Genomic DNA, 20,905 nt, shown 5'->3' with positions numbered 1-20,905 from the left:
CACACGCGGAAAGGAGCGCGCCGTGGCTCTGGAGACACCGCCCGCCACGCAGGAGCGCGATCACACGCGCGCGGCGCTGGCCGAGCTGCTGCTGGCCCTGGCCGACGACGAGTTCGTGACCGGCTACGCCAACAGCGAGTGGACTGGCATCGCGCCGATACTGGAAGAAGATATTGCCTTCAGCTCGCTGGCGCAAGACGAGCTGGGCCACGCCAGGCTGTTCTACGAGCTGCTGGCCGAGCTGCGGGGCGGCGCGGTTTCGCCCGACGAGATCGCCTACGACCGGCCACCCGAAGGCTTTCGCAACGCCCAGCTGGCCGAGCGGCCGCGCGGCGACTGGGCCTACAGCGTGTCGCGCCAGTTTCTGTACGACACCGCCGACTACGTGCGGCTGGAGTGCTTGCTGGGCAGCCGCTACACCCCGCTGGCTCAGGCGGCGGCGAGCGTGATCCGCGAAGAGCGCTACCACCTGCTGCACGCCCACACCTGGCTCGCGCGCCTCGCGGCCGGCGACACGGCGCGCGAGCGCCAGCACGCAGCATTCACCGCGCTGTGGCCCGACGCGCTAGGCCTGTTCGAGCCGCTGCCCGGCGAGGCCGCGCTGGTCGAGTCGGGCATCCAGCCGGCCCCGTCGGCGGCGCTGTGCCAGCGCTGGCTCGAGCAGATCGAACCAATGCTGCGGCAGCTCGGCCTGCCGTGGCCATTCGCCCAGCGCGCGGCCGGCTGGGAGCCGCTGCTCGCGCCACACTACGGCGGGCGCGCCGGGCGCCACAGCCGCGAGTTCGCCCAGCTCTACGACACGATCACAAGCGTGCGCCGGCTCGAGCCGGGCGCGCAGTGGTAGAATAGCGCGGCGATGATCGACGAACACGACATCTGGCAGGCACTGCGCGAGCTGCCCGACCCCGAGATCCCGACCATCAATCTGGTCGACCTCGGCGTGATCTTGAGCGTCGAGCTCGACGCCGGGCGGCGCTGCGCGCGTGTGCTGCTGCTGCCGACATTCAACGGCTGCCCGGCGATCGAGCTGATGCGCGACCAGATCCGCGCGCGCCTGGAGCAGCTCGGCCTCGAGGCACGCGTCGAGCTTGCGCGCGAGGTGCGCTGGAGCACCGAGCGGATCAGCGCCGCTGGGCGCGCGGCCCTGGCTAGCGCCGGAATTGCGCCGCCCGGCGTCCCCGGCAGCACACTCATCCCGCTGATCGAGCCCGCGCGCTGCCCGCACTGCGGCTCGCGCCACACCACGCTCGAGAGCGCCTTTGGGCCTACGCTGTGCCGCGCGATCGGCCACTGCCGCGACTGCCAGCAGCCATTCGAGCAATTCAAACCACTGTAGCGAGGCAACTATGACCGACGAGCCAACAGTTCTGTACGATCTCTCGGCTGGCGTCGCGACGATTACACTCAACCGGCCGCGGGCCTACAACGCATTCACCCGGCAGATGCACGCCGAGCTGATGGACGCACTGGCGCGCGCCGAGGCCGACCCGGCGGCGCGCTGCCTGGTGATCAGCGGCGCAGGCAAGGCGTTTTGCAGCGGCCAGGATCTCAACGACCTGCCGCCCGATGTCGATTTTGGCGCGCTGCTGCGCGAGCGCTACAACCAGCTGGCGCTGAAGCTCCAGGCACTGCCCAAACCGGTGCTGGCGGCGGTGAATGGCGTGGCCGCCGGCGCTGGTATGAGTCTCGCGCTGGCCTGCGACATGCGCGTGGCGGCGGCTGGCGCGCGCTTCGTGGCGGCGTTCGCGAACATCGGCCTGGTGCCCGACACCGGCATGACCTACCTGCTGCCGCGTCTGATCGGCTACGCGCGCGCGCTCGAGCTGTGCATGCTCGGCGGCACGCTCGACGCGACCACAGCCCACAGCTATGGCATGGTGAATGTGGTGGCCACGGCCGAGGAATTCCCCGGCGCGGTGCGCCAGCTGGCCGAGCGCCTGGCCGGCGGCCCAACCGGCGCCCTCGGGCTGATCAAGCGCGGCTTCGCGCTGGCCCAGGACGCCACGCTCGAGCGCGTGCTCGAATACGAGGCCGAGCTTCAGCAGGTGGCCGGCGCGGGCGCCGAATACGCCGAGGGCGTGGCGGCGTTTCGCGCGAAGCGCCCGCCGCGCTTCCAGTAGGCCGCCCAACTCACACGCCGCCGACCATGCCTGTGGTCGGCGGCGTACGGGTGCGTTCTAGCGCGGGCAGCTGTTGGCCGAAGCGATGGCTTGAAATAGCGGCAGCGCCACTCATTCACACGAGTTACGCGGTGGAGGTTCGGGGGCGGCTTTGCCGCCACCGAAAACTTCCTTTTTGGCCGTTCGCGGCCAAAAAGAGATGATTTTGGAGGGCTTGCGCCCTCCAAGCCTCCCGCGCGGGAGGACACCGCATAAGTCTCAAAGGGTTTCACTTGACAAAAAGGAGGGTCAGACGCCAACTTTTGGTATGATCACGCGTGCCAAGACCTGATCAGCCAAAGGAGAATCCGATGTCTACCTCACGCTGTATGATAGCACATCCCAGCAGTTGACCGCGCAGCCGTTAAATGCGCTCGCCAGCCAGATCGAAACCCTGGCGTTGCTGGTGGTCGGCGAGTAGCCAAAGTGTCTCGGCCCAAATTGGGAAACTTGCCTCGAGCGATGCCGCTGGACACCACCTTAAGCCGCCAAAGAACAACGCATTCGGCGCTTGCTCGATAACGAGCGTATCACGCAGGAGGAACACTATCAGCCGGTCGCCAAACTGGCGCTCCACGGCTTGAAAGCGCAGCGGGTGCAACTGCTGATCGACCGCGTCCCGCTGCGCGATATCCACAACATTCTGTGGTAAGCATCGGTTTTCGCCGACGCCTGCCCTACTGGCCTGGCTTGCGTTGCCCCATCGCGGACAGAGTGGACGATTTCGGCTGACCAAAAGAAGCTTCTGGGCTCCGCGCTGGCGCTGTTGTCTGAACGGGTGCGTGAGCGGACCACGGCGATAGTGAGTTCTGCAGCCAGAGCTGTTTGCTCGCGCGCGAGCGCGGCCATGATGGTTTGTTGGGGCATCCCTGGGCACACGCTGCTCGCGCTCACCCCAGATGGTGATGCGACGGCGCTTTCGAAGTGGCTGCCCAATCGCGACACGGTTGCCTATCTCAATGGCGTGTATCTGACCGAGGAACGCATTGGGCCGGTGAATATCCTGGCTTGGTGGGCCAAAGATACCGAGGGCAAACCAATCGCATGCGGTGATGACAAACCTGCCGGCGAATTGGCAGACCTACCGGCTTGGCAGTCGGCGCATGTGGATCGAGACGGTCTTTCGTGACTGGCAGAGCGGGGGCTTTTACCTGATGAGAGCGGCGTCACTGACCGCGAGCGGTTTGCGCGATTGTTGCTGCCACTGGTGATTGCATATGTGTGGCTGGTCGCAGTCGGGCGCTGGGTCGTAAAGCGTGGCTACCGTCATTTGGTCGATGATGGTGCGGCGCGCAGCGCCGGAAGTGTTGCGCCTGTTTCAGATTGGTGTGCTCTGAAGGAGCGCTTGGGAGTTACACCCAAGCGCTGCCAATGGTCTGGATCTTGTACCGGTAATCCTCCCATGGACTGATACCCTTTGAGCCGCATAAGTCCTGTAATTCAAAAAAAGAGCGAACCTCGCTTCTATTGCGAGATCCGCTCATTTCCGGGGAGCGTATGGGCGCTACTGCGTGAAACCGCTATTGATTGAGCTGTACATTGTGCTAACTTTGCCTCCAATAACCGTTAGCACCGCGACAATCACGACCATTACGAGCATCAGCAGCAAGCCATACTCCACCAAGCCTTGCCCCTCGGTCTGGCACAAAAACCCTCGTACCATAGGAGGCCGTCCTTGCAACAAGTGCGCTCGGAAGAATAAAGGAACAAATACACGCCAATCATATGCTTTGCATATGAACAGTGAATGAAAATATTGGTGTATAAAAGGAAATCTACGATGGATATACGTACTGTGGCAATATTAGGCGGCGGCACCATGGGCGCGGGTATTGCGCAGGCGGCGCTGGCGGCCGGGTCTAGCGTGGCGCTATTCGACACCAGCGCTACCGCGCTGGTGGCGGCCCAGGCGCGGATCGCAGCCGGGTTGGAGAAACAGGGCGCAGCGCAGGCTGCCAGGCGCCTCACGACGAGTAGCGACCTGGCCACGGTGGCAGGCGCCGATCTGGTGATCGAGGCAACCCCCGAGCAGCTCGACCTCAAGCGCGATCTGCTAGCGCGCGCTGGCGCGCTCTGCCCAGCCCCCGCCATCCTCGCCAGCAACACCAGCTCGCTGCCGATCGCCGCGCTGGCCGCCGCCTGCCCCGGCGCCGAGCGCGTGGCCGGGCTGCATTTCTTCAACCCGGTGCACCGCATGGCGCTGGCCGAGGTAGTGCGCGCGCCCGCCACCGACGACGCCACGATCGAGCGGCTGCTGGCGTTCGCGCGCGCGCTCGGCAAAACGCCAGTGCTGGTGCGCGATACGCCCGGCTTCGTGGTGAACCGCGTGGCCCGGCCATTCTACGGCGAGGCGCTGCGCCTGCTGGGCGAACAGGCCGCCGATCCTGCCGCGATCGACCAGGCGCTGCGGCTGGCCGGCGGCTTTCCGCTTGGCCCATTCGCGCTCATGGACCTGATCGGCATCGACGTGAACTTCGCCGTCACGCGCTCGATGTACGAGCAATCGTTCGGCGAGCCGCGCTACCGCCCGCACCCCATCCAGCAGCAGATGCTGCTGGCCGGCCGGCTTGGCCGCAAGAGCGGGCGCGGCTTCTACGACTACGGAAAGCCAGAAACCGAAAACACCGAAGCACGCGCCGGCTCGCAGCCGGATCTGGATCCTGGATCCACATACCCGGTGCTTGTCAGCAGCGGGTCGTGGGCGCCCGGCCTGAGCGCGCTGCTGAGCGCGGCCGGCATACCCGCAGCCGACGAGCTGCCCTACGACGATCGCACGCCGGTCGCTGCGGCATTCGTGCAGGCCGGGCGCGGCGAAGGCGGCCCCGACCTGCTGATGGTGCTCGACCGGCAGCTGCCGCCCGCTACGCCGATCTTTGCGCAGTGCGCCGACACCTGCGCCAGCGACCTGGCGGCGCTGCTGCATCACCCCGAGCGGCTGGTCGGCTTCGACGGGCTGTTTACCGACGGCGCGATCACGCTGGCCGCCACCCCCGTGCTCGCTCCTGCCGCGCGCGCCCTCGCCGAAGCGCTGGTGCGGCGCGTAGGGCGCACGCCGATCTGGGCTGCCGACACGCCGGGCCTGATCGTGCCGCGCGTGGTAGCGGCGCTGGCAAACGAAGCCGCGTTCGCGCTCGGCGAGGGCGTGGCCGACGCCTCAACCATCGACACGGCCATGCGGCTGGGCGCGAACCACCCGATCGGGCCGCTGGCGCGAGCGCGCGCGCTCGGCTACGACCGCGTGGCCGCGATCCTCGACCACATGCACGCCGAGTATGGCGAAGAGCGCTACCGCGTGGCCCCGGCGCTGCGCCGCGCGGCGCGCCTCGGGCAGCTGTAGGGCGCGAGCCGCTGCCGCGTGGCACGGCTAGCTGCCGAGGGCCGAGGACGCCAACTGCATTCGCTTGATTACTGACACTTTGGTGGGGGTTTGGGGCGCTTCGCCGCCACCAAATTTCTTATTGTGTCGCACTACGCGGCTTCACCACCTAGTGCAACACAATCGAGAAGTGAGCAAGCAAACAGCGTATAAAGGGATGGCCTCGAAAAACGCTGCTCGAACCCTCAACCGTGCCAACAAACCCTTTACAAAGCAGAACATATGTGCTATGATACAGCACAGCCAGGCAGCAACGCGCCGGCAAAGCGGAGTAGAACGCATAGATACGAGTAGATGACCGCGCGCGGTCTTCGCCAAGGAGGGTTCCATGTTCCAGCGGTTGGACGAGCTACAAACCGGCACCCTGTATATTCTCACGGGCCAGGCCGGCGCCGGCAAATCGCACCTCGCCGCCAGCGCCCGGCGCAGCGGCACGCTCTGGGTGCTCGACACCGAAGGCGCGGCCCAGAACCTGGCCGGCAAGCCGGGAATCCACCGGCGCATCCAGGTAATGCAGTCGCTCTCGCTGAAAGCGCTAGTCGAGGCGATGGACGAGATCCGCAAGCTCGGCAAGCCCGGCGACACAGTGCTGCTCGACTCGATCTCGAAAGTGTTTCAGGCGATGCGCGCCTACGCGCAGCGGCGCGCCGGCGCCGAGACCGACCGCAAAACCGGGGTGGGCTTCGACGAGCACGCCTCGATCAACCGCAATATGCAGGCGGTATACACTGGCCTGACGGAGCTGAAGCAGGCTGGCTTCCACGTCGTGATCATCGGGCACCTGGCGCGCAAGTACCGCGCCGACAGCGCCGGCCTGCAGGACGAAGGGCTGCGCGTGCTGGCCGACGAGCAGATCGCCTACGAGGCCGACGCAATGCTGCTGGTCGAGCGCGAGGGCGACGAGCGTACGATCACGCCGATCATCAAGCCGCCGCGCCCAGCGCACCTGAAGATGAACAAGCGCTACCCAGCCACGCTGGCCACGCTCTACCCCGACATGGTGCCCGACGGCGAGAAGCCGGCCGCGCGCAAGGCCGAGCGTACCGCCGCGCGCAAAGCCGAGCCGGCTAGCTCCCCCGCCGCCGAGCCCGCCAGCGAAGAGGATGAGCCGGCCGACGACGTGGCCTTCGCGGCAGCACCCGCCCAGGCTGCCCCAGCAGGCGTTGCCGCGCCGCCGCGCGACCCGGCCGAGGCCGAGCAGCGCTTCTTCAACCGCTACGGCGACGTGATCGGCGGCGATAGCTGGCCGGCAGTGCAGAGCTACCTGCGCAGCCGCGCGCCCAAGCCCACCACCGTCGAGGGCTGGATCGCGGCGGCCGAGGCTGTGCGCGACCGCGCGCGCCAGGGCTCGCCTCCCGCGATGGCGGCGTAGCGTCGCCCGCGATCTTCGGGCCTGCGCAACCGCGCTCGTGCGCATTGCGCATTCTTTAAACTACACGAGAAACGCGGTGTCCTCGCGCGTGGGAGGCTTGGAGGGCGCAAGCCCTCCAAAATCACTCTTTTTGGCTGGTCGCGGCCAGCCAAAAGGAAGTTTTCGAGGGCGGCAAAGCCGCCCTCGCCCCCCCACCGCATAACTCGGGTAAACTACAGCTGGTGTATATGCAGTTTTCCGCATTTCGCGCCGAAAACTGCACATAGCGGCATCGGGGCGGCGCTCTTCCGGCGCTTGCATTCTCACTGCGCCCGGTTTGCCGCGTATTGTTGTGGCTGCTCCCATTCCACGGCCACCTCGTCGCTCCACAGCCCCAGAAACCAGTTGCCGCAGCGCAGCCACGCCTGCCGCACCTGCCCCTGCTCGTCGCGCAACGTTATGTAGTACACCGTCTGGCCTTTGCTGGTGCGCCAGAAGAACGGCCCGCGATCGAACAGCCGGCTTTGGCGCTCAAGCACCTGATAGCCCTGCGCCTGCGCCCAACGGTCGATCAGCGCGGCCGATCGCCGGCGCTCCCAGCGCATCGATACGATCACGAGCAGCAGACCGATCAGCATCCAGAGGAAGATGAAGATATAGCCCATTACGATGCTCCCTGTGTGTTTGGCGCAGGCGCCAGCCCCAGTTGCTGGTATGATCTACGCGCCACCAGTGCGCAGGTTCCACAAAGCTGGCGGCCCACGAGCCTGGGCTTTAATCTGCTTCCTGCCGAATGTGGTAATATCGCCGCAGCATTCTCAGAGGCTGTTTGAACTGGGCGACCTGAAGAGGCTTTGCCGCTCCGCAAGAATCAGCGCGAAGCGCTGCGCCGCTCGCGCTGGCTGTTGCCCAAACAGGCTCACCACCACCGGAGGAAGCAATGGGGCTTGAAGTGTTCGAGCGCGGCACGCTGCCGCGCTGGGCCAGGGTTCGCCAGCACCTGCACGACGCGGCGATTGGCGACGTAGCCGCAGCGGTGGCGGGCGAGTTCGCGCGCCCGGCTGTGGCCGCGGCTATCGCGCCGGGCGCGCGTGTGGCCCTGACCGCCGGCAGCCGCGGGATCGACCGGATCGAGCTGGTGCTGGCCGCGGCCGCGCGCGAGGTGCGCCGGCTTGGCGGCGAACCGTTTGTCGTGCCGGCGATGGGCAGCCACGGCGGCGCAACCGCCGCGGGCCAGCTTGCGCTGCTGGCCGAGTACGGCATCACCGAGGCAAGCGTAGGCTGCCCGATCCGCGCCAGCATGGAGACGGTGCTGCTAGGCCAGGCGCCCAGCCCGGCGGCAAGCCCCGATCAGCCGGTGCCAGTTTGGTTCGACCGGATCGCCTACGAGCAGGCCGACGTCGTCGTGCCGGTGGGGCGCGTCAAACCGCACACCGACTTCCACGGCCCCACCGAGTCGGGGCTGCTGAAGATGATCGCGATCGGCCTGGGCAAGCAGAAGGGCGCCGATACTTTTCACTCGCGCGGCTTCGCCACATTCCACGAGCTGATCCCGGCGGTGGCGCGCACCACGCTGGCACTTGTGAACATCCCGTTCGGCCTGGCGCTGATCGAGGATGGCTACGGCCGGCTGGCGCATGTCGAGGCCGTGCCGGCGGCGCGTATGTGCGAGCGCGAGCAAGAGCTGCTGCTGCTGGCGCGCGAATGGATGCCCAGCCTGCCTGGCGAGCGCATCGACGTGCTGATCATCGACGCGATCGGCAAAGACATCAGCGGAATTGGCGCCGACACAAACGTGATCAATCGCTACTACAGCGGCCCGCTGCCATTCAAGCCCGAGATCAACCGGATCGTCGTGCGCGACCTGACGCCGGCTACCGAGGGCAATGCCACCGGCATGGGCCTGGTCGATATCGTGCTGCGCCGCCTGGCCGATAAGATCGACTTCGAGCAGACGTATATGAACTGCCTGACCGCCAAGACGCCGCAGGGCGCGCGCATGCCGCTGGCCGCCGCCAACGACCGCCAGGCGCTGCTGATCGCGCTGGTGTGCTGCCTGAACCTCGAGGCCGAGCAGGCGCGGATCGCGCGCATTCCCGATACCAAACACCTCGAGGAGCTGTGGGCTTCGGAGCCGCTGCTGCCCGAGCTGCTGGCTACCGGCCGCGTCGAGCTGCTGGGTGCGCCCGAGCCGATCGCATTCGGCGATGATGGAATGTTTGTTGAAAGCAGCTGGTAGTAGGCAGGCCGCAGCGCGCTGCTGGCTGCCCTGCGCGGTTTGTTCAAGTATGCTCGACCGAACACGCACGACCTGGCGTACGACTGCGCGCTGGCCGCTGGTGCTGGCGTGGCTGGTGCTGCTGTGCGGCTGCGACATCGTGACGACGGCGGCGCCAACCAGCGCGCCGCGCCCGGTGCCAACGCTATTCCCAACCAGCGCGCGCCCGGCTGCACCGCCAGCCACCGACACGTCTGCGCCGGCCGACACCGGCTGGCAGCTTGGCAGCCCGGGTGTCGAGCTGCGGCACGTGCAGGCCAGCGCCGGCGCGCTGGTGGTCGTACGGCTCGACCCGGCGCGGGTTCGCTTGAGGGTAGCCTACGCCCCCGAGAATCCGCGCGGGCTTGGCAGATGGTTTGCCGAAACGCGCCCGCTTGCGGTGATCAACGGCGGCTTCTTCACCAAGGAGTATCGCGCCACCGCGCTGCTGATCAGCGACGGCGCGCCCAGCGGCGAGAGCTACGAGGGCTTTGGCGGCATGCTGGCGGTCGCACCCGACGGCGGGGTATCGATCCGCCCGCTGCGCGACCAGCCCTACGACGCGAGCGAGCCGCTCGACCAGGCGATGCAGTCGTTTCCGATGCTGGTGTTCCCCGGCGGCACGCCGGCCGAGATCGAGGACAATGGCGAGCGCTCGCGCCGCAGCGTGCTGGCGATCGACCGCGATGGCCGGCTGCTGCTGATCGTCGGGCCGGGCAGCGGGTTCACGCTGCCGGGGCTGGCGCAGTGGCTGGCGCAGAGCGACCTGGCGATCGACCGCGCGCTCAACCTCGACGGCGGATCTTCGACTGGGCTGTACCTGCGCGCCGGCGAGCTGTCGGAGTCGATCGACTCGTTTGGGCCGCTGCCGATCGTGCTGTTGATCGAGGCGCGGGCGTAGCGATTACGCGGCGCCGCCGATGTCGCGGCGGGCCAGCGCGCGGTAGGCAGCATAGCCAAACAGCGCGCTCCAGCCCACAATCACCAGCATGGCGTGGGGCGGCGAGGGCAGCCCAGCCAGATCGAGCGAGGGCGTAAGCACGGCCGGGTCGAGCCCGAAGCTGCGGCTGTTCTGCACCACCAGCGTGTTGATATTCGGCTGGATGACCAGGCTCACCAGAAACGCCAGCACGCCGCCGAGCTGCCCCAGCGCCGCAAGCGCGCCCAGGCCAACATCAAGCATCAGGAAGAGGAATCCGCCCGCCGCGCCGGCCAGCACCGAGCGCCCGGCGATCGCGCACGACACCGTGAGCAGCACATACGGCAGCATCACCAGCAGCGCGCGCAGCGCCGCCACCGGCAGCGCCAGCAGGTCGGCCGGGCGCAGGGCGCCGCGCCCGCCAAGCAGCCCGCCAAACACCAGCCCAAGCGCCGCGCCGGCCAGCAGCGTGAGCACCACGCCGGCCAGCAGCGCCAGCGCCAGCGCCGCGAGCTTTGCCAGCAGGTAGCGCCCGCGCCCAGGCTGGCGCGCGAGCTGCGCGCGCAGCGTGCCCCAGCCAAACTCGCTGCCAACTGCGCCGGCCGCCAGCACGATCGCGCACAGGCCGCCAACGCTGTTGACGTGGCCGAGCGCCGCGCCAAACACGCCGGGGAACGTGAGCTGAAGCCGGAACTGGCGCACCTGCGCTTCGCTCAGCAGCGCCAGGCGCACCGCGCCGCCACCCAGCGCGCCGTCGTGCAGCCCCACCACCATGAACTCGGTGAGGCGCAGCAACACGAGCAGCCCGATCAGCACCGCCAGCAGCGCCCAGGCCAGCGGCCGGCGCGCGAGCTTGAAGCATTCGGCGCGGATGAGGTTCAGCATAGCTGGCGCTTCCTCTTTTTGCCGGCGGCCGCGGGCAGGCAGGAAAATCGCACACAGATGCGCGCGTACCGTGCTGGCGCAGGCAAAAGCCCCGGCCGCGTAGCTCGTATCGCCTACGATATGGTCTGCAAGAAGAACTCTTCGAGGCTGGCGTCGCGGGCGCGGATCTCGGCGACGGCGATGCCCGCAGCGGCCAGCGCCATCGACAGCTCGGCGGCGCGCTCGGCCGGCGCGTCAACGAGCAGCGAGCCGCCGTGCGGGGCCACGCCCGCCACCCAGGCCAGGCCGCGCAGCAGCTCGGCGGCGCGCTCGGGCTCGGCGGCCACGCGCACCAGCACGCCGCGCCCGCGCCGCAGCAGCGCGGCCACCGGCCCGCAGGCCAGCAGGCGGCCGGCCTTGAGGATCGCCACCTCGTCGCAGACCTGCTCGACCTCGTGCAGCTGGTGGCTAGAAACAAAGATCGTGTGGCCGCTGGCGGCCAGATCGCGGATCAGCTCGCGGATCTCGCGCTGCCCGGCCGGGTCGAGCCCGTTGCTCGGCTCGTCGAGGATCAGCAGCCGCGGCTCGCGCAGCAGCGCTGCGGCGATGCCCAGGCGCTGGCGCATGCCCTGCGAGTAGGCGCGGTAGCGGTCGCGCGCGCGGTCGCTCAGCCCCACCGCCGCCAGCGCCGCCGCCGCCCGCCCATCCGGCAAGCCCTCGGCGCGCGCCAGCGCCAGCAGGTTATCGCGGCCCGACAGGTAGGGGTAGAACGCCGGCCCATCGATCATCGCGCCGACATCGGCCAGCGCTGGCGCCGGCTCGCGCCACACATCGCGCCCGAAGATCAGCGCGCGCCCGGCGCTGGGGCGCACCAGCCCGAGCAGCATGGCGATCGTGGTGGTCTTGCCGGCGCCGTTCGGCCCCAGAAAGCCAAACACCTGGCCGGCGGGCACCGCCATGCTGAGCGCGTCGACGGCCACGCGCGCGCCATAGCGCTTGCTGAGCCCCTCGGTGACGATCGCGTCCATGTGGCAGCCGTACACAGGTTGGCGGCGGCGCGCACGCCGCCGCGCACAGGTTGCGGGTTAGGCGTTCTAGATGCGGCCGAGCTCTTCCTCAAGCGCGGCCTGGGCAGCCTGCGGGTTGGCCTGGCCCTTCGAGGCCTTCATCACCTGGCCCACGAGGAACTTGATCGCCACGACCTTGCCGCTCTTGTAGTCGGCAACCGACTTGGGGTTGCTGGCGATCGCCTCGCGCGCCAGCGCCGCCAGCGCGTCGCCGCCGCCGATCACCGCTAGCCCGCGCGCGCGCACCACCTCGGCCGGCGCCGCGTCCTCGCGAAAGCTGGCCTCGAATACCTCTTTGGCGCTGGTGCGCGTGATCGTGCCCGCCGCGAGCAGCGCGATCACCTCGCCCACGAACTCCGGCCGGAAGCGCGCGCGCACGTCGGCCAGCGTCTCGCCGGTGTCTTTCGCCAGCCGGAACAGCTCGCCGGTGACCCAGTTGGCCACCTCGCGCGGCGCCAGGCCGTGCGCCCGCGCCGCCGCCACCGCGTCCTCGAAGTACTCTGCGTCGCCGCGCGCCACCGTCAGCACGTCGGCGTCCGCGGCGCTCAGGCCATACTCGCTCACAAAGCGCGCCCGCCGCGCGTCGGGCAGCTCGGGCAGCTCGCCGCGCCGCGCCTCGATCCAGGCATCGGAAAGCTTGAGCGGCGGCAGGTCGGGCTCGGGAAAATAGCGGTAGTCCTCCGAGCCCTCTTTCAGGCGCTGCTCGACCGTCACGCCGCGGTCTTCGTCCCAGCCGCGCGTCGACTGGCGGATCAGCTCGCCGGCGTCGAGCGCCTTCTTCTGGCGCTCGATCTCGTAGGTCAGCGCGCGCTCGACCGAGCGGAACGAGTTCATGTTCTTGATCTCGACCTTGGCGCCGTACTCTTTCTGGCCCTCGGGCCGCACCGACACATTCGCGTCGCAGCGCAGCGCGCCCTCTTCCATGTTGCCGGTGTTCACGCCGATCCAGCGCAGGATCTGCTGCAGCTTCTGGAAGTAGCGCTTGGCCTCCTCCGGCGAGCTAATGTCGGGGTCGGAGACGATCTCCATCAGCGGCACGCCGGCGCGGTTGAAATCGACCAGCGACGAGCCGTCGGGCTGGTGGTTGAGCTTGCCGGTGTCCTCCTCGATATGCACGCGCGTCAGGCCGACGCGCTTGGCGCCACTGTCGCCGTCGATCTCGACCCAGCCGGCCACGCACAGCGGGTCGTCGAACTGGCTGCGCTGGTAGGAAGATGGCAGGTCGGGGTAGAAATAATTCTTACGGCTGATGACGTTGTCGTGCTGGATGCGGCAGTTGAGCGCCAGCCCGGTGCGCGCGGCCATCTCGATCGCGCTGCGGTTGATGTAAGGCAGCGCGCCGGGCAGGCCCATGCACGTAGGGCAGACGTGGGTATTGGGCGCGGCGCTGGCGACCTCGGCGCTACAGCCGCAGAACATCTTCGACTTGGTGCGGATCTGGGCGTGTACCTCGAGCCCGATCGTGACCAGGTATTCCATTGGTTTTCCTCTTTGTGATCACGGCCTGGGCCAATTATAGCATGTTCGGAACAGCGCGCTGTGCCGGCGAGCAGCGCCCGGCGCGCATGCCTCAGGGCCAACCGGCACGCGCTGCCGCACCACGTGGGGGTTTGGGGGCGGCAAAGCCACCCCCAAAATTTCTTGTGTTGCACGACATGGCTTTGCCACGTCGTGCAACACAATCGATACATGATCAAGCGAACAGCGTATCACGCAGGCTTCCAGAGCCAAGCGCAGGGCGATTCTCCACGCTCGAACGCTCTGCTACGGCACGCCGCGCTACAGATCCAGCTTGGCGTTTTCGCCGATGTCGGCGCGCGTACCGGTGGCGAGCGCCTTCACAAAGCCGGCCAGCGCCACAAATTTGCTCGACGGCGCGTCCCAGTACTCGGCCTGCTCGACGCGCACGCGCAACAGCGCAAGGTCGGGGTCGTCGAGCCCCTGCGCGAACCAGGCCTTGTACAGCGGGCTCCACAGCTCGCGTATCTTCTCGCGGTCGCGCAGCAGCTCGGCCGTGCCCGACACCGAAACATAGCGCTGGTCGTCGGGCTGGGCATAGCTGACATTCACGCGCGGGTCGGCGCTGATCTCGTGGGCCTTGGGCGAGCTTGCGCCCACAAAAAACCACAGGTCGCCGTCGAACTCGACCTGCTGCGTACCCATCGGCCGGCTGCGCAGCGCGCCGTCGGCCTCGATCGTGGTGAGCATGGCGATCTTGATGTCCTTGATCAGCGCGCCAAGCGTGCGAATGGCCTGCGCGCGCGTCGGGTGATCGGTCATGAAACGCTTCTCCTGCTGGGCCGCCTGCCCGAGCATGCCTCGGCAGGCGGCGCATTCGTCGTGTACAATACGAGGCACACAGCTAGCAAGCGCTGTGCCACTTCATCGGTGGGTTCTTCGCTGGCGAGCAATGCCGCTCGGGAGTGAGAGGAACGTGTATGATCCACCGGCACTGGATCAGGGGCTGGTTGCTGCTCTGGCTATGCTCCATGTGCACGCCCAATCTCGCAGCGCCTGCCGCCACCAGCGGCCCGGCCGCGCTGTCGCCGCGCCAGTACCTGCCGCGTGCCACGCTGTTCTCGCCCTACCTGACCGACACGCTGCCGCGCGCCACGTACGCCAATATTCTGGCCATGGTCGAGCCGAGCAGCGGCCTACCGCACGACAAGCTTGATGCCACGCTGCTCGACATTGTGCCCCAGCTCGCATCCACGCACCGGGTGCCGTTCACCAGCACCGCGCCCAGCGCGCAGCTGGCGGCGCGCCGCTGTGCCGACGTAGCCTGCCGCCACAGCGGCGGCTACGGCCTGGAGCTGCGCTACAGCATGCCGCAAAATGCCTGGGGCAGCTTTAACATCGACCCAGACGCGTTTGACGTGAGTCGGGCGAGCTACCTCGAGCTGTGGGTCAAAGGCGCGCGCGGCGGCGAGCGCCTTGAAGTGGTGCTTTGGAGCAACTGCCAGGCTGGCTTCCCTGGCCGCCCCGACAGCGCATTGATCAGCGCAGGAGCAGGCTGGGCGCGACGGCGCATCCCGCTGGCCGATGTGCGCCGCTACGCCAACCTGTCGTCGCTGTGCCGGCTGAGCATCGGCTTCAACGACCACATCCACCCCGGCGGTACGATCTACGTCGACGACATTGCGTTTGTCGACGCCGCCGGCAGCCGCGTGCCGGTGCCACTCGACGAGACGACCAATGTCACCAATATCGGCCTGTATATGGCCAGCGTCGTCGGCGCGCTTGAGCTGGGCTGGCAGCCACATGCCGAGGGGCTTGCCCGGCTCGGCTCGGCGCTTACCAGCCTCGAGCGGCTACCGAAATCACACGGCTTCCCGCACACGCACAACCACGTCGTCTCGCTCGCGCCCAAGCGCCCCGCTACCATCAGCGACGGCGACCGCTGCATACAGCCCGGCACTGCTCCACCAATCGCACCCGACGAAACCAATCTATTCTCGACTGTGGATCTCGGCTTGCTAGCAGCTGGCCTGATCGTGGTGCGGCAGGGCGTTGCCGAGCTCTCAGGGCGAGCGGGGGCGCTGCTCGCGGCGATGGACTGGGCCTGGCTGTACGATCCGGCGGCCGGGCTGATGTATGGCTGCCGCGCATTCGATGGCACGCCCTCGACATGGTGGCACTACGACTGGCTAGCAGCCGACTCGCGGCTGGCGCAGCTCATCGCCATCGGCGCAGGCGCAGCTCCGGCACAGTCGTGGCAAAACCTCCGGCGCGACCACGAACCGCCACGCTGCGCCGCTGCGAGCGAGTGGCATTTCGAACCAGGGTGGGACGGCGGAGGACTATTCATGGCTCTGATGCCGGCGATCTTCCTCGACGAGTCGGGCGGCGAGCTAGGCGCCTCGGCGCTCCATTTCGTCCACGATCAGATCTGCTTCGCCAGCCAGCGCGCCCCAGCTTGGGGCTGGTCGGCCACGGCGTTGCCGCCCTTTGGCGCCGCATACTGCGGCTATGGCCGGCTGTGCGACGACATACTGGCGCCGCACGCCAGCATACTCGCCGCCACGCTGCTGACTTCTGCCGAGCTGGCCGGCAACCTCCAGGCGCTCGAACAGCTTGGCGCGCGCCCGCCCGCCAGCGATGGGCTGCACACCTACGATTACGGCTTTCGCGCCTCGGCGAGCTGGCGTACTGGCGAGGTCGCGACACTGTCGCTGCTGCTCGATCAGGCCATGGCATTCTTGAGCCTGGCGAACGCCGCCAGCGGGAATCGCATTCGCGCGCTGTTCTGCCGCGACCCGATCGCCCAGGCCGCGACGACCCAGATCGCCGACTACGCCGGTAGTTGCGGTTGAGCATGTCACAAAAGCGCGGCCGGCGGTGTTACATAGACAAAGGCCACACGCGCTGGCCCGGCAGAACAGGCGCAGTAGCAATGACCAGCCAGCCGCTGACCAGGGATCATATGGCAAGCGAATCGGACGAGGCACTGCTTCAGCAGGTGCGCTGCGGCGATGCCGACGCGTTCGAGCGCCTGTTCCTGCGGCACTACAGCCAGGTGTACCGGGTGCTCTACAACCTGCTGGGCAGCCGCGAGGAGGCCGAGGACATCGCGCAAGAGACCTTTCTGGCGCTGCTCGATCGGCCGCCGCCGGCCAATGGCGCGGCGCTGATCGCCTGGCTGTGCCGGGTGGCGCTGAACCGTGGCTACAATCTGCTGCGCGGGCAACGCCGCGCACGGCAGCACGCCGAGCGCCTGGCCGAGCCGCCCGAGCAGATCGACCCGTACGGCGAGGCGTTGCGCGCCGAAGATCGGGCGCGCGTGCGCGCGACGATCGCCGAGCTGCCCGAGCGCCAGGGCCAGCTGCTGCTGCTGCGCTATGCCGGCCTGGCGTACGCCGAGATCGCAGCCGTGCTCGACCTTGCGCCTGGCTCGGTCGGCACGCTGCTGGCCCGCGCCGAGCGCGCGTTCCTCGAGCGCTACCAGCGCGATTACCCGGCCGAAGCCCGGCCGGGCGAGCAAGAAGGTTAGGACGCCATGCGCACATGCTACGATGAAGGAACCCTGCGCGCCTACCTGGACGGCGAGCTGCAGCCACTCGCGCGCGCGGCGGTGGCCGAGCATATCGCCGGCTGCCGTGGCTGCGAAGCCGCGCTCGCCGCTCTGCGCGAGCGCACGGCCCGGCTGCGCGCGCTGCTGCCACCCGCCGACGCGCCCAGCCCGCACGAGGCGCTGCGCCGCGCACGTGAGGCCGCCAACGCTTCATTATCGCCGGCCGCGGGCAACACCGCGCCGGCCCAACCAAGGAGCATTTTCATGCAAGTATCGAGCTTTTTCGCGAGCGGCCAGCGCCGGGCCGTAGCCGGCGCGCTGGCCGCGCTCGTGGCGCTGCTGGCCCTGCTGGCGCTGCCGCCAGTGCGCGCTGCCGCCGACGAGCTGCTCAGCGTGTTCCGCGTGCAGAAGGTCGTGTTCGTGCCGATCGACCAGGCGCGCCTGCGCCAGCTTGGCGACTTGAAGATCGACAAGAGCACGCTGTTCTTGGGCAAGCCCGAGGTCAGCAACACCGCCCCGCCGCGCACCGTCGCTTCGGCCGACGAAGCCGCCGCCGCAGTAGGCCACCCGCTGAGCCAGCCGGCCACCCTACCCGGCGCGCCCGCGAGCACGGTGTTCACCGTACTCAGCGGCGGCAACACGCACTTCCAGGTGAACCTGGCCACCGCGCGCCAGGTGCTCGACGCGCTCGACATTCACGATGTCGCCCTTCCCGAAGCGCTCGGCACCGCACCAGTCAGCGTCGAGGTGCCGGCATTCGTGAGCACGCACTACCAGGGCGCCGGCTACGACCTGACGCTGCACCAGAGCACCAGCCCGAAGGTTACGCTGCCCGACGGCGTCGAGCTGGCCCAGCTGGGCAAGGCCGCGCTGCGCGTGCTGGGCATGACGCCCGAACAAGCCGAGCTTGCCAGCGGCCAGATCAACTGGAACAACACGCTGCTGTTCCCGTTCCCTTCCGACACCAACAACATCCGCCAGGTGACGGTTGGCGGCGAGCAGGCGCTGCTGGTGGTGGGCGGCCCGCGCAACGGCCAGCACGGCCAGATTTACTGGCAGCGCGGCGACCAGCTGCTCATGCTCGAGGCCCGCGGCGATAGCTCCGCGCGCGAAGAGGATATCGTCGACCTGCTGATCCGCACGGCTGAGTCGGTGCGCTAGCAGCACGGCCTGCATTGTGTGGGGTGTTTCCGCGCGGAGTGCGGAAACACCCCACACACGCATGCTGCCGCAGTGGATGATCGCCCTATAAAACTGCCAATGTAACCAATGCCGACGCATACGTCGTGCAAATCAGGATCTATATGCCCGACCTGGTGATTGAGACCAGCGGCCTGCGTAAAGTCTACGGCGCGAAAGTTGCCGTGGCCGACCTGACGCTGGAGGTTCCGCGCGGCGAGGTGTTCGGCTTCCTGGGGCCCAATGGCGCCGGCAAAAGCACCTCGGTAAAGATGCTGCTGGGCCTGGCCGCCCCCAGTGGCGGCAGCGCCCGGCTGCTGGGCCGCGCTCCCGGCGACGCCCAGGCAATGGCCCGCGTGGGCTTTCTCCCCGAGCATTTCCGCTTCCACGAGTGGCTGCAGGCCCGCGAGCTGCTCGACCTCCACGCCCAGCTGTATGGCATCGGCGCGGCCGTGCGCCGGCGCCGCATTGCCGAGCTGTTCGAGCTGGTGGGCCTGGCCGAGCATGCCCGCCGGCCGATCGCCAGCTTCTCGAAGGGTATGCTCCAGCGCATTGGGCTAGCCCAGGCGCTGCTGAACGAGCCCGAGCTGGTGTTCCTCGATGAGCCAACGTCGGCGCTCGACCCGTTCGGCCGCATGATGGTGCGGCGGATCATCCACGAGCTCAAGGCGCGCGGCACCACGGTGTTTCTCAACTCGCACCTGCTCAGCGAAGTCGAGGCCACCTGCGACCGCGTATCGTTCATACGCGCCGGGCGCGTGCTGCAGACGCTGCGCCTCGCCGACATAGCCGCCGGGCGCGTGCAGGTCGAGCTGCGCGTCGACGCGGCCACGCCAGCCCTGCTGGCCGCGCTCGCCGCCGTCGCCCCCGACCTGCGAGTGCGCGATGGCGCTGCCGAGGCGCCGGCCGCAGCCCCCGGCACAATCATCGACCTGACGCTCGCCGACGACGACGCGCTGCCGCTGATTGCCGAGCGCACGCTCGCGGCCGGCGCGCGGCTCTATGCGCTGACGCCGCGCCGGATGGCGCTTGAGCAGATCTTTCTCGAAATAGTGGGAAATGAGGACAGCGGGCAGTAGCGCTGCTGAGAATCACCTATGCACGCAATTCGCACCATCACCTGGCTCACATTCCGCGAAGCCTGGCGCCGCCGCATGGTACTGGCCGCGCTGGTGCTGGGGCTGCTGTTTCTGCTGCTGTTCGGCATCGGCTTCAGCCTGATCAACTCGAATATGAGGGAGCACGGCACCAGCGCGCTGCAGCTGCGCTTCAGCTACAACCTGCTGATGGTTGCCGGGCTGTATGTCGTGCACTTTCTGACTGTGATGCTGGCAATTTTTGCCTCGGTCGACACGATCGCCGGCGAGATCGCCAGCCACACCATCCAGGCGATCGTCACCAAACCGGTGGGTCGCTGGCAGGTGGTGCTGGGCAAGTGGTGCGGCTACGCCGCGATGCTGATGCTGTACCTGGCGCTGCTGAGCGGCGGCATTGTCGGCACGGTGTACCTGCTGGTAGGCTACCTGCCGCCCAACCCCGCCGCCGTGCTGCTGCTGCTGCTCGAGGCGCTGGTGCTGCTGTCGCTCTCGCTGCTGGGCGGCATCTACTTCTCGACGCTTACCAACGGCGTCGTGCTGTTTATGCTCTACGGCGTGGCGTTTATCGGCGCGTGGGTCGAGCAGATCGGCGCGCTGATGCAATCGCACGCGGCCGTCAACATCGGCATTATCACCAGCCTGCTGATGCCGGTGGAGGCGCTGTGGCGGCGCGCGGCCTACCTGATGCAGCCAACCGTGCTGAACAGCATGCCCTCGCCGTTCGGCGGTACCTCGCCGCCCAGCCAGGCCATGGTGCTCTACGCCGCCGGCTACGCCGCGCTGGCGCTCGGCCTGGCGCTCCTGAGCTTCAGGCAGCGCGATCTCTAGCACCGCTCAAACCACACCCGGCAGATCACGTGCCCTATAGTGGAGGTTTGGGGGCGGCAGTGCCGCCCCCGAAATCTCGTTTAATACCAAATTCGCTAGATGACTGACACGGTGGTGGGGGTTTGGGGGCGGCTTCGCCGCCCCACTTCTTTTCTTGTGCGGCGCCCGGCTTTGCCGGGCGCCGCACAAGAAAACACAAGTAATCAAACGGAGTTGGTATACGATGCCCTGCCCGGCGAAGCCGGCAGGGGCATCAGAAAGAAGTGATCAGCTGGAGGTCAGGCCGGCGCGTGGCCATTCGAGGCCGGCAGCGGGCCGGGCCGCTTCAGCACCGGCGGGGGCGCGGCGGTGATCTGCTCGATGATCTGGATCACGCGCGTCGCCAGCATATCGAGGTGCGCCATATCGTCGCGGCTGACCATCCCGGCGTTGCGGATGGTGTCGAAATACCAGCGCGCGTGGCTGATCATATGGTGGCGAGCCACGCCGAAGCGCGGCATGATCGACCAGCCCCAGCGATACTCGCGCTCGATCACCAGCGTCGTCTGAAAGCGCAGCACCACCTGCATCAGCCGGTGAAAGCGGCGCGGCGTCTCGCGGAACACCTGCTGCTGGAACGTGACCGCGTCGGGGCGGGTTGGGTCGAAGCACAGCGAAGGAAACGCGGTGGTAAGCCGGTTCGTAACCATATCGCACAGGTAATCGCGCTGATCGTCGAGCACGCTGGCGATCTGGGCGCCGTGCAATTCCAGCCAGGCTTCAAGTGTTGTCATACTACCCCCCGCGACATGGATGCT

20 protein-coding genes are annotated in these 20,905 nt (G+C 67.9%); 13 read left to right on the top strand and 7 right to left on the bottom strand.

The genetic code is table 11. The features are described 5' to 3' along the window. Positions 1–22 precede the first annotated feature (22 nt). The 3 genes from paaC to U0177_RS11395 are packed head-to-tail and all read left to right on the top strand — an operon-like array spanning position 23 to position 2,120. Positions 23–844 carry a 1,2-phenylacetyl-CoA epoxidase subunit PaaC gene (paaC, locus tag U0177_RS11405; RefSeq protein WP_409570753.1) on the top strand — a complete coding sequence of 274 codons (822 nt, stop codon included), beginning with the start codon at positions 23–25 and terminating at the stop codon, positions 842–844. A 12-nt stretch (positions 845–856) separates the two neighbouring features. After that, positions 857–1,336: a 1,2-phenylacetyl-CoA epoxidase subunit PaaD gene (gene paaD, locus U0177_RS11400; protein WP_409570752.1), complete on the top strand. Its 480-nt coding sequence runs from the start codon at positions 857–859 to the stop codon at positions 1,334–1,336. A 10-nt stretch (positions 1,337–1,346) separates the two neighbouring features. Then, positions 1,347–2,120 (top strand): enoyl-CoA hydratase-related protein, encoded by a 774-nt coding sequence (locus U0177_RS11395; protein ID WP_409570751.1) that lies wholly within the window; start codon positions 1,347–1,349, stop codon positions 2,118–2,120. 403 nt (positions 2,121–2,523) lie between these two features. Here the strand turns inward: U0177_RS11395 and U0177_RS11390 are convergent, their stop codons facing one another. Continuing rightward, positions 2,524–2,796 (bottom strand): hypothetical protein, encoded by a 273-nt coding sequence (locus U0177_RS11390; protein ID WP_409570750.1) that lies wholly within the window; start codon positions 2,794–2,796, stop codon positions 2,524–2,526. 210 nt (positions 2,797–3,006) lie between these two features. Between U0177_RS11390 and U0177_RS11385 the strand changes: the two genes are divergently transcribed. The 3 genes from U0177_RS11385 to U0177_RS11375 all read left to right on the top strand — a co-directional run bounded on the left by U0177_RS11385 (position 3,007) and on the right by U0177_RS11375 (position 6,907). Beyond that, complete coding sequence (locus U0177_RS11385; protein WP_409570749.1) at positions 3,007–3,288, top strand: hypothetical protein; 282 nt, start codon at positions 3,007–3,009, stop codon at positions 3,286–3,288. A 651-nt stretch (positions 3,289–3,939) separates the two neighbouring features. Continuing rightward, positions 3,940–5,496, top strand: a complete 1,557-nt coding sequence (locus U0177_RS11380) for a 3-hydroxyacyl-CoA dehydrogenase NAD-binding domain-containing protein (RefSeq protein ID WP_409570748.1) — start codon at positions 3,940–3,942, stop codon at positions 5,494–5,496. Positions 5,497–5,863: 367 nt separating this feature from the next. Next, the gene (locus tag U0177_RS11375) at positions 5,864–6,907 is read left to right on the top strand and encodes an AAA family ATPase (RefSeq protein WP_409570747.1); all 1,044 of its coding nucleotides are present in this window, start codon (positions 5,864–5,866) and stop codon (positions 6,905–6,907) included. Between the two features lie 302 nt (positions 6,908–7,209). Here U0177_RS11375 and U0177_RS11370 read toward each other — a convergent pair whose 3' ends face one another. Further along, the gene (locus U0177_RS11370; RefSeq protein WP_409570746.1) at positions 7,210–7,551 is read right to left on the bottom strand and encodes a hypothetical protein; all 342 of its coding nucleotides are present in this window, start codon (positions 7,549–7,551) and stop codon (positions 7,210–7,212) included. Positions 7,552–7,826: 275 nt separating this feature from the next. Here U0177_RS11370 and U0177_RS11365 point away from each other — a divergent pair, with 275 nt between their 5' ends. Together U0177_RS11365 and U0177_RS11360 are read left to right on the top strand one after the other, a co-directional pair. Then, positions 7,827–9,125, top strand: a complete 1,299-nt coding sequence (locus U0177_RS11365) for a DUF2088 domain-containing protein (RefSeq protein WP_409570745.1) — start codon at positions 7,827–7,829, stop codon at positions 9,123–9,125. 49 nt (positions 9,126–9,174) lie between these two features. Further along, the gene (locus tag U0177_RS11360; protein ID WP_409570744.1) at positions 9,175–10,044 is read left to right on the top strand and encodes a phosphodiester glycosidase family protein; all 870 of its coding nucleotides are present in this window, start codon (positions 9,175–9,177) and stop codon (positions 10,042–10,044) included. Between the two features lie 3 nt (positions 10,045–10,047). Here U0177_RS11360 and U0177_RS11355 read toward each other — a convergent pair whose 3' ends face one another. The 4 genes from U0177_RS11355 to U0177_RS11340 form a co-directional block, all read right to left on the bottom strand. Further along, positions 10,048–10,947: an ABC transporter permease subunit gene (locus tag U0177_RS11355; RefSeq protein WP_409570743.1), complete on the bottom strand. Its 900-nt coding sequence runs from the start codon at positions 10,945–10,947 to the stop codon at positions 10,048–10,050. Positions 10,948–11,060: 113 nt separating this feature from the next. Next, the gene (locus U0177_RS11350) at positions 11,061–11,954 is read right to left on the bottom strand and encodes an ABC transporter ATP-binding protein (RefSeq protein WP_409570742.1); all 894 of its coding nucleotides are present in this window, start codon (positions 11,952–11,954) and stop codon (positions 11,061–11,063) included. Between the two features lie 66 nt (positions 11,955–12,020). Then, entirely contained in the window at positions 12,021–13,472 is a 1,452-nt protein-coding gene (gene gatB / locus U0177_RS11345) for an Asp-tRNA(Asn)/Glu-tRNA(Gln) amidotransferase subunit GatB (protein WP_409570741.1), read from the bottom strand. A 300-nt stretch (positions 13,473–13,772) separates the two neighbouring features. After that, the gene (locus tag U0177_RS11340) at positions 13,773–14,273 is read right to left on the bottom strand and encodes a pyridoxamine 5'-phosphate oxidase family protein (RefSeq protein ID WP_409570740.1); all 501 of its coding nucleotides are present in this window, start codon (positions 14,271–14,273) and stop codon (positions 13,773–13,775) included. Positions 14,274–14,431: 158 nt separating this feature from the next. On the opposite strand from U0177_RS11340, the gene U0177_RS11335 reads away from it, so the two are divergent. The 5 genes from U0177_RS11335 (at position 14,432) to U0177_RS11315 (ending at position 20,108) form a co-directional block, all read left to right on the top strand. Continuing rightward, positions 14,432–16,306: a hypothetical protein gene (locus tag U0177_RS11335; RefSeq protein ID WP_409570739.1), complete on the top strand. Its 1,875-nt coding sequence runs from the start codon at positions 14,432–14,434 to the stop codon at positions 16,304–16,306. 110 nt (positions 16,307–16,416) lie between these two features. Further along, positions 16,417–16,983, top strand: coding sequence for a sigma-70 family RNA polymerase sigma factor (locus tag U0177_RS11330; protein ID WP_409570738.1), 567 nt, complete (start codon positions 16,417–16,419; stop codon positions 16,981–16,983). A 6-nt stretch (positions 16,984–16,989) separates the two neighbouring features. Beyond that, a complete protein-coding gene (locus U0177_RS11325; protein WP_409570737.1) occupies positions 16,990–18,165 on the top strand; it encodes an anti-sigma factor family protein in 1,176 nt (391 codons plus the stop codon). Positions 18,166–18,308: 143 nt separating this feature from the next. Beyond that, positions 18,309–19,262, top strand: a complete 954-nt coding sequence (locus tag U0177_RS11320; RefSeq protein WP_409570736.1) for an ABC transporter ATP-binding protein — start codon at positions 18,309–18,311, stop codon at positions 19,260–19,262. Positions 19,263–19,280: 18 nt separating this feature from the next. Beyond that, on the top strand, positions 19,281–20,108 hold the full coding sequence (locus tag U0177_RS11315) for an ABC transporter permease (protein WP_409570735.1): 828 nt from the start codon (positions 19,281–19,283) through the stop codon (positions 20,106–20,108). 278 nt (positions 20,109–20,386) lie between these two features. Here the strand turns inward: U0177_RS11315 and U0177_RS11310 are convergent, their stop codons facing one another. Next, entirely contained in the window at positions 20,387–20,881 is a 495-nt protein-coding gene (locus tag U0177_RS11310; protein WP_409570734.1) for a hypothetical protein, read from the bottom strand. Positions 20,882–20,905 lie beyond the last annotated feature (24 nt).

Source organism: Kouleothrix sp. (genome assembly GCF_046328425.1).
GTDB lineage: Bacteria > Chloroflexota > Chloroflexia > Chloroflexales > Roseiflexaceae > Kouleothrix.
Note: the sequence above shows the minus strand (reverse complement) of the source record. Positions and strands in the feature narration are given on the sequence as shown.